13 protein-coding genes are annotated in these 12,778 nt (G+C 34.1%); 8 read left to right on the top strand and 5 right to left on the bottom strand.

Annotation, left to right across the window (positions count from 1 at the left end; all coding sequences use genetic code 11):
• Positions 1 to 292: 292 nt before the first annotated feature.
• A complete protein-coding gene (locus tag ADJ83_RS23485) occupies positions 293 to 1,675 on the bottom strand; it encodes a Sau3AI family type II restriction endonuclease (RefSeq protein ID WP_031537993.1) in 1,383 nt (460 codons plus the stop codon).
• Positions 1,676 to 1,855: 180 nt separating this feature from the next.
• On the opposite strand from ADJ83_RS23485, the gene dcm reads away from it, so the two are divergent.
• A complete protein-coding gene (dcm, locus tag ADJ83_RS23480) occupies positions 1,856 to 3,115 on the top strand; it encodes a DNA (cytosine-5-)-methyltransferase (RefSeq protein WP_031537992.1) in 1,260 nt (419 codons plus the stop codon).
• A 441-nt stretch (positions 3,116 to 3,556) separates the two neighbouring features.
• Here dcm and ADJ83_RS25955 read toward each other — a convergent pair whose 3' ends face one another.
• Complete coding sequence (locus ADJ83_RS25955; RefSeq protein WP_192840971.1) at positions 3,557 to 3,721, bottom strand: hypothetical protein; 165 nt, start codon at positions 3,719 to 3,721, stop codon at positions 3,557 to 3,559.
• Positions 3,722 to 3,925: 204 nt separating this feature from the next.
• Positions 3,926 to 5,050, bottom strand: a complete 1,125-nt coding sequence (locus ADJ83_RS23475) for a helix-turn-helix domain-containing protein (protein WP_048719215.1) — start codon at positions 5,048 to 5,050, stop codon at positions 3,926 to 3,928.
• Positions 5,051 to 5,204: 154 nt separating this feature from the next.
• On the opposite strand from ADJ83_RS23475, the gene ADJ83_RS23470 reads away from it, so the two are divergent.
• Together ADJ83_RS23470 and ADJ83_RS24505 are read left to right on the top strand one after the other, a co-directional pair.
• The gene (locus ADJ83_RS23470; protein ID WP_048719212.1) at positions 5,205 to 6,143 is read left to right on the top strand and encodes a uracil-DNA glycosylase family protein; all 939 of its coding nucleotides are present in this window, start codon (positions 5,205 to 5,207) and stop codon (positions 6,141 to 6,143) included.
• A 20-nt stretch (positions 6,144 to 6,163) separates the two neighbouring features.
• Complete coding sequence (locus ADJ83_RS24505; RefSeq protein WP_053094391.1) at positions 6,164 to 6,688, top strand: DUF6241 domain-containing protein; 525 nt, start codon at positions 6,164 to 6,166, stop codon at positions 6,686 to 6,688.
• Between the two features lie 196 nt (positions 6,689 to 6,884).
• Here the strand turns inward: ADJ83_RS24505 and ADJ83_RS23460 are convergent, their stop codons facing one another.
• Positions 6,885 to 7,142 carry a hypothetical protein gene (locus tag ADJ83_RS23460; protein WP_031537988.1) on the bottom strand — a complete coding sequence of 86 codons (258 nt, stop codon included), beginning with the start codon at positions 7,140 to 7,142 and terminating at the stop codon, positions 6,885 to 6,887.
• 294 nt (positions 7,143 to 7,436) lie between these two features.
• On the opposite strand from ADJ83_RS23460, the gene ADJ83_RS23455 reads away from it, so the two are divergent.
• From ADJ83_RS23455 to pth2, 3 genes are all read left to right on the top strand, one after another.
• Entirely contained in the window at positions 7,437 to 8,861 is a 1,425-nt protein-coding gene (locus ADJ83_RS23455) for a glycoside hydrolase family 1 protein (protein WP_414630353.1), read from the top strand.
• 158 nt (positions 8,862 to 9,019) lie between these two features.
• Positions 9,020 to 10,291: an erythromycin esterase family protein gene (locus tag ADJ83_RS23450; RefSeq protein ID WP_048719206.1), complete on the top strand. Its 1,272-nt coding sequence runs from the start codon at positions 9,020 to 9,022 to the stop codon at positions 10,289 to 10,291.
• 212 nt (positions 10,292 to 10,503) lie between these two features.
• Positions 10,504 to 10,884: an aminoacyl-tRNA hydrolase gene (pth2, locus tag ADJ83_RS23445; protein ID WP_204375780.1), complete on the top strand. Its 381-nt coding sequence runs from the start codon at positions 10,504 to 10,506 to the stop codon at positions 10,882 to 10,884.
• Between the two features lie 271 nt (positions 10,885 to 11,155).
• Here pth2 and ADJ83_RS23440 read toward each other — a convergent pair whose 3' ends face one another.
• Positions 11,156 to 11,662 carry a nucleoside deaminase gene (locus ADJ83_RS23440; RefSeq protein ID WP_048719203.1) on the bottom strand — a complete coding sequence of 169 codons (507 nt, stop codon included), beginning with the start codon at positions 11,660 to 11,662 and terminating at the stop codon, positions 11,156 to 11,158.
• Positions 11,663 to 11,863: 201 nt separating this feature from the next.
• Here ADJ83_RS23440 and ADJ83_RS23435 point away from each other — a divergent pair, with 201 nt between their 5' ends.
• Together ADJ83_RS23435 and ADJ83_RS23430 are read left to right on the top strand one after the other, a co-directional pair.
• Positions 11,864 to 12,184: a transposase gene (locus ADJ83_RS23435; protein ID WP_016200952.1), complete on the top strand. Its 321-nt coding sequence runs from the start codon at positions 11,864 to 11,866 to the stop codon at positions 12,182 to 12,184.
• An 8-nt stretch (positions 12,185 to 12,192) separates the two neighbouring features.
• Positions 12,193 to 12,778, top strand: a 586-nt coding sequence (locus ADJ83_RS23430) for an IS3 family transposase (RefSeq protein ID WP_048717144.1), incomplete at its 3' end; no start/stop codon positions are given.

Raw genomic sequence — 12,778 nt, 5'->3', positions numbered from 1 at the left:
AAGCTACTTAATCTCTGTTTTTAAATATAGGTAAGTGTAAAAACCAAGACGTTCCATTGCGCTACAGACGCTCGATGCGCCGGGGAGGAAGCTGAGCCTCCTCGCTGCGCTGCGGGGTCTCAGCCTTTCCTCTATTTCCCGCAGGAGTCGACCGTCCTCCGCTCCATTTCACTTCGGTTTTAAACCTTTTTCTAAAAAAACAAACACGAACTTTTATACAATATAATTACATTATAGTTCGTGTTTACTGTTAGTTGAAATACTTATGTCCCAGCCTCTCTTTATTTGTTTATTAATCTTTAATGATTTCTGAAACATATGAATTATTTAACCAATAGCATTGCTTAGTAATTAATTGACCATTTGGTAATTCGACCTTGTCATTTCCATCTTTTCCCTTTGGGCGAATATGGGTTACACCATTAAAAGAACTTTTTGGAAAGTTATTTGTTTCAACGAGATTTTCCCCGCGCTTTATATATTCAATTTTTAGACCACTATGCAATAGTTTATTAACCTCAACCCAGAGTTCTTTTATTTTTGACTCGATAGTATTTTCTGGCATATTCCATAATTTAATTCCTTTAAAAAATAACTTCCTATTTGGGTTATCTTTTTTTTGCTCCTTATATTGGAATACAATGAATAGGAATTTCGTTTCATAGAAGCGATTACGTATGTAACTTTCTTCCCAGCTTTCATTTTTCCACTGATTAAAATCGATATTTTCAAATGACATGGATTCTTTTGGAATACCATTTGGTTCTAATCGAATCGTTTTAAATTGTATATTAGCTTTTGCGAATTCTTCAATGTTATCTAATTTTGTCCCCTTTATGCCTAATAAAGTACTTATAATTTGGGGAATGAAACTTTTGGAGCTCTTGTTATATTTAATATTTAGTTTCTTAGATATTTCTTCATCCGTTAATCCAATATAGGGGGCAAACTTTTCATTTAGTAGTTCATGAAAACTTTTTTTCTGTAATTCGATTGCGTTAGCAAAATTCACTAGATTTTCTTGCTTTATATGTTTTCTTACTAGAGCTGTCATATAAGATTGTTTTAAGGAATATGCTCTTTGCATTGCGGGAATATCCGAAAATGGTTGAGTTCTTAGTGAATTTTTATTACTTCCTTTTGTACATGCCCCTAAATATATGGTGTCTCCTTCGGATAATTCATGTGCTTTTCCTTGTTTAATTTTATCGAGAATTGCTTTCCAATCGTTTTTAATGATTTCCAAATCTGCCTCTGGAAAAGAATAGAGAATACTCTTATTTATATAATAATCATTTCTTTCATTATTTGGTGTCCACTCATAAAACATTAATAATAATTTTTGATTTTTCTCCCAGAAGCTAGAAGTGTGAAAAGTAGTTTCAACTTCTTCCATATAGTTTATTATATTTAATACAAGTCTCTCTTTGGCAGATAAACTTCCATTTTTGTTCTTTTTAAACGGAGTTACTTTTAATTCCACTCTTAATTCTTCAAAATCGGGTCTAGCATCGGAATTAATTTTATAACCAAAGAAACTTTCTTCGATAACTTGACCTAAACTACCTTTTGATTTACGATTAGACAATCTATTATAAATATCTATTTGACCAAATGTTTTACCTTCGGCTTCTTTGGCTTTACTTAGTAATTCAGATTCGGTTTTGTATAACATAATATCTCCTTAGAATATTTATTTTAGATATACAAACAGAGCGTTTGTTCTTAAAGTGTGATAAAATGAAAATAGTATTGTTTTAGTTTTAAGAAATTAACAACAACATACATTAATGTAATTTCTTCCTATATATTACTATATTTTTGGTATATTTTATACCGAAAGGATGTTCGATAAATGATTAAGGCTTTAGAGTTGTTTGCAGGCGTAGGCGGTTTTCGATTAGGTCTAGAAGCAACGAAGAATTTTGAAATAGTATGGGGGAATCAATGGGAGCCATCAAAAAAGGTTCAAGATGCCTTTAATTGTTATCAAAGACAATTTATGGACCAAGGAATACACTCCAATAAAGATATAGCAACTGTTGATGAGTATAGTTTAAAATACTTAAATGCCCAACTACTAGTAGGAGGATTTCCTTGTCAAGACTATTCTGTTGCAAGAAGTTTATCTGGTGAACAAGGTATTCAAGGGAAAAAAGGCGTTTTATTTTGGGAAATAGTTCGCTTCCTTAAAGAATTAAGACCAAAGTATGTTTTGCTTGAAAATGTTGATCGATTATTAAAATCTCCATCTAAACAGCGTGGAAGAGATTTTTCTATAATGTTAGCAAGTTTTCGAGATTTAAACTATTCTGTAGAATGGAGAGTTATTAATGCTGCAGAGTATGGACAGGCACAACGAAGACGGAGAGTCTTCATTTTTGCTATTAGAAACGATACTGAATATATTAAAGATAGAGAAAAAATTACTGATGCAGAAATATTGCATAAAGAAGGTTTTTTTGCTAAACCGTTTCCTATTAAAGTGGAATCGTCGTCTAAGCATGCTGCCCAATTAAGAGAATTACCAGAAGATATACTTGAAGTATCAGATGAATTCTCGATGAAATATTTAAATGCTGGGATTATGAGAAATGGTATTGTTTATACAGAAGAAACTTTGGCCCAAGAGGAAAAGTCAAAGACATTAGGAGAAATACTTGAATCTAATGTTGACGAAAAATATTATTTGAAAGAAGCAGCAATAGAAAAGTTTAAATACTTAAAAGGTCCTAAAAAGATTGAAAGAACTGCTGCAAGTGGCCATAAATATATATTTTCCGAAGGGGGTATGGCTTTTCCAGACCCCTTAGATAAACCAGGCCGTACCATGTTGACTAGTGAAGGAACAGTGAATAGAAGTAGTCATGTAGTTGAAGATCCTACTACAAAGAGATTACGAATACTAACGCCAGTTGAGTGCGAAAGACTGAATGGTTTCCCAGATAATTGGACAGAAGGTATGTCTGAGCGAATGCGATATTTTTGTATGGGAAATGCTTTAGTGGTGGGACTCATTGAGAGAATGGGAAAACGAATTTCTGAAATTAATAGTACAGAACCAGATACGGAAATTAAATTTAAAGAAATGGAACAATTGAGTTTCTTTAATTAAAAGTGTATTAGAAATAATGGACTGCTAAGTTTTAAAGCTTGGCAGTCTTTTTTATGTAATCTTATTGAGTATCTCTAGTGAAATGTAGTCTGCAGAAAGTGTAATCAAATCATGGATTAATATTAATCATAGGAACATACTACTCCTAGATAGCTTGGATGATTTGATGAACAGACAGTTGTACAATGTGTAAAGAGATTTTTAGTTTTCCTTTAGAGGGCTAGTAGGATTAACTTCTGCTAACTCAATTGTCCGACATTTTCTTTCTTTGCTTAAAAGCAAAGAAGAAATATACTACTACTGCAAACAGTTGTGGTATATTAATACAAACGGGTTGCTTGGAGCCCAAACAGTATCTCTAGCTTGATTTGAAGGGCAAGACATCGGTCTTGTTGTCCGCTGTAAATTCCAAAGGTTACAAGACCTTACAAGCCCGTGACATCAGTCGTGGGTTGTTGACTCACGCATATGTCCTGCCTCCCTAGAAGTCATTGCGCCATCTCCTGCTTTTACATCTTTTTGAATTTCTTGTTTTACTTTTTGTGCATCCGTTCCTGCAAAATCTGGTTTCATAATGGAATTTAAGTTCTCTTTATTTTGGGTCATACTTTTCCCTCCTTTCTTTAACTATTATTATTTCTAAAACGGCGGATATTATGTTAAAGAAAAGAGGAGAAAAAGTTGATTTTCAGACGGATAAACAACGAAGCTTCAGGTCAAAGATGTCTAATATAGCAGAGGAGTCTCTTTCGGTTTAGTCATAAGTGTAAAGAGCTGTCCTACCGTCATTAATGGACGGTTGGACAGCTCTTATTTTTCCTCCAAAATAGTAATCAAACTCAAAACTCTCCCCGTATCAGGATTATACACAGACTCCTCTATAACCGTTTCATTCATCTTACTGTCTATAAACCAGTAGGATGCTGGGACTTCATTTCGTCTTAGTTCTATTTGTGTACTAGGTTTATGAAAAAAGCTTGCGGCAATGCTATTAGTATGTAATTTAGATACTAGCGCTCGATTTCCTTGGAATCTTTTCATAATATTTGAGCCATCTGATTGGACTACTGCATATTTTTCTGGTGCAAAATCAACTAATCTATTTAAAAACATGAATAACGTAACGTGATATTTTTCTGCAAAGTGCTGAACGGTCTCTATATTTACAACTTTGTTTGTGAACTCCATAGTTAAATGATTTGTTGGAATAAGAAGGGTGGAGGCAAACTGATGTGCTTCCATTTCTTCGATTTCTTGTGTTAGGAGAGAGGATACTCCAAATTGCTGATTTTTATCTTGGTTATTCCTATATTTTCTGGAAAAGTATTTATTTTTTAGGTGCCATGGCAAAACATGATGTGCAATAAGTGTGGCTAATGTAAATCTAGCTCTGTGCTCGTGTTTTTTTCTTCGAGCTAATAAAATAATGGGAAATTCACTTTGTATATAAATTCCTTCTGCTTCCTCTAAATCATCTTCCAAAACTTTTATTCCTAACTCATTTGCTAATTTATATAAATCAATGGGTAACGGTTCTTCTACTTTTTCTGTTAAAATGGCTTCCGCATATTCTTTTGGTGTTTCATATAGTATATCCATTTTAATTTTTCTACCAGTTGCTAAAAAAGCTGCATACTCAACTAATTTTTCTTTATCTTGTGGTGATAAGGAGTTAACGATATTTAGGAACAAACGATCAGATAAATTAATCGAATGCTGTGCTTTTACTTGATCTACACCTGAAATTAAATATTCTGTCGTTACTTTTAGAGCAAATGCTAGTTTTTGAATAATCTCAAAGGAAGGCCTTCTTGCACCAGATTCATATTGGCTAATAGCAGGTGGCTTTAATCCAATTTGATTCGCCAATTCAGCTTGAGATAAATGTAATTCTTTTCTTCTATTTTTAATTCTTTCATTTATAGAATTGGGCATATACTATCCCCTTTATAGCATTTAGTTTACCGATATAATAACATATTATGAAAAATATTGACAGTGATATTTACTCGTGTTATTATTTTGTTTGCAAAGTGTTATTGGTTTTTATTGGTATGATTATTATCGTTAAATTGGAGGAGGAACTAGAATGAGTTTTGAAAATTATAGGAGTGAGTTGTGTAAAACACCACTTAAAGAAACGTATGAAAAAAGAGATTTAATGTCTGAGAGATTTTTGTACGCTAAGGATGAAAAGGTAGAAGTATATTGGGCCCCTTTCGATTATATTAACAAAAGCGCTAAAGTAGTTATATTAGGAATTACTCCTGGATGGACGCAAATGGAGTTGGCTTATAATTATGTGCTCCATCATATGGACAAAGAGGATGAGGAGCAAGTACAGTATCATGCAAAATACGATGCTAGTTTTGGTGGAGCAATGAGGAAGAACCTCATTGAAATGCTTGATGGAATAGAACTACATAAACATTTAGGCATTGATAGTTGTGAACAATTATTTAATGTGAAGAGTTCCTTGTTACATACATCTTCTGTGTTAAGATACCCTGTGTTTATTAATGGAGAGAATTATAGTGGAAGTCAACCAAAATTAATGGGACATCCGATTTTTACTAGAATGATAGATGAACTGTTAATCCCTGAACTTAACAGTTTAAAAGATGCTGTTATTATTCCTACTGGAAAAGCAGTTTCTGATTTACTTCAATACTTAGTAGAAGAAGGTAAGATTGAAAATAAAACAATTTTGTTTAATTTTCCTCATCCTTCAGGAGCAAACGGACATCGTAAAAGTCATTACGCAACCTACCAGCATCTCTTTAAGGAGCAATTAGCAAATGCTGCACAAAAAGGTCACTTTACAGAAACAACTTCTGCAATCAGTCCTACCAAAGAGCAAATGGATGAATTGATTCAACAGTTAAAGATTATCGGAGCCGAACTGAAAAGAGGAAATGATCTAAAAGAAAAGGAAGCTTATTGTCAAAGACGTTTAGAAACTCTTGCAGATGAAATTCAACCATATGATCACCGGGTTGCACAAGTTATTGAACAGCTGTTGAAATAAAACATGTAAGGAAGGTCATAATGAAAAATAAATTCGCTATAATAATCTTCGTTAGTTTAGTTGTTGTGGGAACTGGGGTTTACTTTTTTTCTAGTAATGATACAGACTTTGAAGTAAAGCCAGAGCCAGAAAAAAGGATGACAGTAAATAGTGAGAAAGATGATAAGAGTGAAGAAATCGATAATAATAATTCCACTACTTCCACTGATCCAGAAGCGGATTTGGAGCTTATTTCTGAGTTTCCTAACAATATGAAAGAATTAGAAATCCAAGATGCTATTCATCAGATGAGCCATACAAAAGTTTATGCGGATGAAAAATGGGGTTCTATAGAACCAACTCAAGGAAGAATTGCTCGCTTATTGGAAGTAATAAAAGAAAACACTGATGTTTATGAGAATAGCAGGTTATACCTATCTATTTTAGAAAGATGGCAGGAAAATGATTTTAGCAATGCGGTTGAGGATCATAATGACATTTGGAATCTCCAGGATGGAACAATTGGAAAAGCAACAAGATTGCTTACAGAAGAAGAAATGGAATAAGAATTTCTATATAGAGTTCAGGAATAGCAGAAGGACATCCTGACTCTTTTTTTTGTAATAAGGAGGGAGGGGAATTTTTTATAGGAATAGAATGTAGTATTTAAAAAAGGAAGAACTTAAAATAATATGTTAATCAAAACCCAAAATCAGGACAACATATAAAATATGTCCACCATTTGGGTTTTAATTTAGAGAATTAAAGATAAGAAAAAGACATAAACAAAATGGCGATAATAAATAGGATAAATAGTAGCATGAATATTATTGCTAATACGAGTAAAATCCATCCTAAAATTTTTCGATCTGTTCTAATCAAGTAAATAGAAAGTGTAATGATTCCAAACAGAAAGCCCATGATTCCCCATAGAACAGGGTTTTTGCCTTGCTTTTTGGAATCTATAACTAAATAAACTGTTATTAAAATGTTTATTACCCAAAATAAAGAAAATTCCATAAAAATATCTCCTCCTTTTCCTTCATTATATTGTATTCTAATAAATTTTCATACATGCTCATGTTAAGTTCATAGAGGGAGTAAAGGTTTTCTAAGTTAATGATAGCTATGTATTGCGAAAATGTTATTAAATGTATATACTTATTTTATAATGAACTATACTTTTTACACCTGGTTTTATACAGTATCTAAATGTGTAGTGATGAAAAAAGGATGTTAGCTAAGAATATATATCTATAATAGGAGTATTATTTCTAAGAATTTAAGGAGTTGAGCGAAGTGATTCATCAATCAATGAAAGCGTTCCCTAATAATTTTCTTTGGGGTGCTGCATCTGCAGCGTATCAAGTAGAAGGTGCATGGAATGAGGATGGCAAAGGAGTTTCAAATTGGGATAAATTTGTTAGGATTCCGGGAAAAACATTTAAAGGAACAAATGGAGATGTTGCAGTAGATCATTATCATCGTTATAAAGAAGATGTGCAGCTGATGGCTGAAATGGGAATGAAGGCTTATCGATTTTCCGTTGCTTGGACTCGTATTTTTCCAGAAGGAAGAGGCGAAGTCAATCAAGCGGGAATTGATTTTTACAATAATTTAATTAATGAGTTAATCAAGTATAATATTGAGCCAGTTCTTACTCTTTATCACTGGGATCTTCCACAAATCCTGCAAGATGAATATGCAGGGTGGGAGTCTCGTCAGATTATTGAGGATTTCACCAATTATAGTATTGAATTATTTAAACAGTTTGGGGACCGAGTGAAATATTGGGTTAGTTTAAATGAGCAAAATATTTTCACTGGTTTAGGCTACCGAATGGCTGTACATCCACCTGGAGTGACAGATGAAAAACGTTTCTATCAAGTAAATCACCATGCAAACTTAGCGAATGCGAGTGTTATTAAAGCATTCCGCCAATATGTTCCAAATGGAAAAATTGGTCCTAGCTTTGCGTACTCGCCTGCATATGCATTAACTTCAAAACCAGAAGATATTATTGCAGCAGAGAATGCGGAGGAATTGAATAGCCATTGGTGGATGGATATTTATGCTTGGGGAAGATATCCAGAAGCTGCATGGAACTATTTAGAGGCAAATGGATTAACTCCTGAGGTGGAAGAAGGGGATTTTGAATTATTAAGAGAAGGTACTCCTGATTTCATGGGACTTAACTATTATCAAACAACGACCTTTGAGAAAAATCCGTTAGAAGGCGGAGTAGGTAGTGCTGAAATGAACACTTCTGGGAAAAAAGGTACTTCTCAGGATTCCGGAATACCTGGTGTGTATAAAACAGTCGAGAATCCAAATCTAGAAAGAACAGATTGGGATTGGAATATTGATCCACAAGGATTACGGATAGCGCTTCGAAGAATTACAAATCGCTATCATCTACCTATTCTCATTAGTGAAAATGGTTTAGGGGCCTTTGATAAGCTGGAAGAAGGCAATATCGTCAATGATGATTACCGCATTGATTTTATCCGCGCTCACATTAACGCGATGCAAGAAGCCATTACAGATGGAGTAGACTTAATGGGATATTGTGTTTGGTCGTTTACTGATCTTCTAAGCTGGTTGAACGGATTCCAAAAACGATATGGTTTCGTTTATATTAATCAGCATGAAGAAGGAACGCACGACCTTCGCCGTATCAAGAAGAAGAGCTTTTATTGGTATAAAGAAGTAATCGAATCGAATGGGGAAAATAGATAAAAAGGTGGAGACTAGCGAGTGCCTCGTGAGTCTCCACCTTCTTTTTTTACCTTTATACCTTGTTTTGCTAAATATAAAGGAGTATACCTTGCAATTAAATGAACAAAATAAAATGAATTCATTAAAAGGAAATAGCAAATGAAAGGATGTGAACAAAAATGGTCACAAAAATCAGTAAGACAATCGAAAATATCCAACAATATAGTCAGCCTTTTCATGATATAGAGGATTTAAACGGTTTAATCGAAAATGCTAGTAAAGCAAAATACATATTACTGGGAGAAGCCACCCATGGTACAGCAGAATTCTATACCATTCGAGGAGAAATCAGTAAAAAATTAATACAAGATCATGGCTTTACTTTTATTGCAGTAGAAGGAGATTGGCCGTCTTGTTATGAAGTGAACCAGTATGTAAAAGGGCATTCAAATTATTCTCATGCTAGAGAAGTACTTTCTCAGTTTCACAGATGGCCAACATGGATGTGGGCAAATGAAGAAATCATTCCCCTTATTGAGTGGCTAAAAGCATATAATTTTGATAAAAAGGAAGAAGACAAGGTTGGATTTTATGGCATAGACGTCTATAGCTTATGGGAATCGATGGAGTCTATTGTTGCTTATTTGCAAAAAATAAATTCACCAGATTTGGATAAAGCGATGCAAGCAATTACTTGTTTTCACCCCTATAACAAAAGGCCAGAGCAATATGGCATGTCTGCGGCTTTTTTGGGAGAAAGCTGTAGAGAGGAAGTATTAGAGCTTCTAAATTCTATTGTATCGAAAAGAAAGCAATACATGGAAGAGGATAAAGAGTCCTACCTTAATTTACAAATAAATGGGTTAGTATCCAAAAATGCAGAAGCCTATTATAAAGCAATGGTTACAGACGATATCGAATCATGGAATATTCGTGATTATCATATGGTAGAAGCTTTAGAGATTGTCAGCCAATTTTATGGGAAGGAAGCAAAGGGGATTGTTTGGGAACATAATACGCATATTGGTGATGCAAGAGCTACTAGTATGGAACAAGAAGGATTAGTGAATGTTGGGCAAATTGCAAAAGAAAAATTTGGAGCAGAAAATGTGTATGCAGTTGGTTTTGGTACCTACAAGGGGACCGTCATTGCAGCAGAAAAATGGGGAGATTGGTACAAAATAATGAATATTCCTCCTGCACAACTTAATAGCTGGGAAGCACAACTTCATCGTGCTGGCTCCTTTAATAAATATCTAACCTTTACAGAGGAAAACCGTTACTTTTTTGAGCATACAATCGGTCATCGTGCCATAGGGGTAATCTATGAGGCAGCATATGAACATTATGGGAATTATGTACCATCAAAAGTTTCAGTCCGCTATAATGGATTTATTTATGTAGATCGATCTAAGGCAGTAACACCGATTGCTATTTCAAGCGAGGGATGAAATTAGATTAGCAAAGGACATTTATGATTTAAGAAAAATAATCAGCCAAAAAAGTGAAGGGATTTTTGCTTTTTTGGTTTTTTTCATCTTAGGTAAGATTTTATTTAAACAAGTAACAAATAAATTTATCACGGAATAGTATAGCAATCGGAGCTTGAATTTTGAAAATTACAAAAAAGTTCCGAAGAATAATATATAGAGGGTGACGTTAATTGGAGAGGAAGGCAACAGAAACAAAAATGGTTATTGTAGTTCGAAAAGATTTGTGTATGACAAAGGGGAAATATGTAGCCCAAGGTAGTCACGCAAGCTTAGGATTAGTATTAGATATGATAAAGCGCGAAGATGTGCATACACAAGCGATATTAGAAAAATGGTTCAGCGAATCTTCGACTAAAATATGTGTCTACGTCAAAAGTCTAGACGAATTACATGAAGTGAAAAATAGAGCCATCGAAAAGGGAGAAGCAGTTAAATTAATAACAGACAGTGGCTTGACCATGTTTCATGGAGAAAAGACAGATACTTGTTTAGCCATTTTAGGATATAGAAACAATGTAGATGAAATTACAGGGCATTTACAACTGCTTTGAGTTGGATCAAAGCAAAAATTGTTTTCATTCAAGAAGTTTCAGCCCTCTCCATAGAGAATTTTTTTATAGGATATAAAGATGTATCTATCATTAGAGTTCTTCCAAAAGGCTAGCAAACACAGCTAGTTTTTTCACTAACTCATAAACGTCAATAAGGCTCACAACTCTTGCATAGTAGATTTGTAGAAGATAGGTTGGAATTCAATTATCTATAAAGGAACAACTAACTATCAGTGGGGAAGAAGGGAAATCCCACTGATAGAAGGTTCATTTATTTTAAAGCATTTCTCAAGTGAACGATATGATTTGGATTAGTAGACCATTTACTCAGTAGCTCTTGTTGTCTTCTTTTCAAATCTTCATAAGGTTCCCCCACCATCTCGATTTCATCGAACCGTTCATCAAATAGATTAGCATCTTTTATTTTTCTATAGCCTCCAAATCCTATGTCGTCGTTTAATAACCAGATGACCTTTTTCATATTGGCAAATAAGATGGCCCCTGTACACATCGGACAATGCTCTAAAGAGGTATAAATAGTATATTTCTGACGACTTACTTTTCCCTGTAAAATTGCCGGACCGCCATTTCTTATCGCAATAATTTCAGCATGTGCCGTTGCATCTTGATGTGGATGCACTTGGTTTCGTCCTTTGGAAATTATATTATTATCTTCATCAACTATTACTGCTCCAATGGGGTATGTGTTCTCAAGTAATGCATTTTCAGCTTCTTGTAATGCTAATTCTAAAAAGTACCTATCTAAGTCAAAATTCATGGTTATTAAGCCTCCACTAATTGAAGTGTCGTTTGTTTTATTCTACCATCTTTATCCTATTCTGATTGTTGGAGACAAAAAAAGAGGGTTAACCGTTCTAGCTAGTTATGGACTAACCTAAAATAGTGAGACAATATAAAACACCTCCAAAATGGCAATACTTGAGATAAGTATTGTGACATTATTCGGAGGTGTTTTTGCGTGGGCAAAAAAACTGTATATACAAAAGAGATTAAATGGGCGGTAGTAAGAGATAAGCTTGAAGGAAAATTAACAACACGGGAAATTATGAACAAATACAAAATCAAAAATAAAACTCAAATTGAAACTTGGATGAGATGGTACAAAAATGGAGAAATGTATCGGTTTGATCAGCCAATTGGTAAACAATATACATTTGGGCATGGGCCCGATTCTTTAAGTAAGGACGAGCGAATAAGTAATCAACTAACTCACCTAAAAATGGAGAATGAAATTCTAAAAAAGTATATGGCGATGAGAAAGGAGTCGATAAAGGGCTAGTAGTACAATTGGTTGAACAATTTCGTGAAAAATATACCGTTACTTCCATTTTAAAAGTTTTAGGGATTCCACGTGCTAGCTATTATCGTTGGACTAAAGGGTTTGGTGAATATCGGAATGAACATGAAGAGTTAATTATTGAAATCTGTAAGGCTACTAAATATAGAAATGGTCATAGGAAAATTAGAGCTATTCTAAAGCGAGAACATCATATTCATCTTAATAGGAACACAGTTCAAAACATTATGCAGAAGCATCATTTGCAGTGTAAGGTGAAACCAAAACGCAAGTGGAAATCGCAGGGAGAAAGTGAAGTCATTGTACCTAATATTCTTAATCGTGATTTTAGTGCAAGTAAACCAAATGAGAAGTGGGTAACGGACATTACGTATATCCAGTATGGCAGCGAAACATTATATCTGTCTACGATTATGGATTTGTATAATAATGAAATCGTAGCTTATAAGATTTATAATCATCAACAAACGACATTAGTAATTGATACACTGCAGGATGCTTTGGATAAACGCAATCAGCCAGAAGGAGTTATTATACACTCCGATCAGGGGAGTGTGTATACATCGTATACTTTTC

Source organism: Bacillus sp. 522_BSPC, assembly GCF_001076885.1.
Classification (GTDB): domain Bacteria; phylum Bacillota; class Bacilli; order Bacillales; family Cytobacillaceae; genus Niallia; species Niallia hominis.
This window is presented reverse-complemented; position numbering and strand designations above follow the sequence as displayed.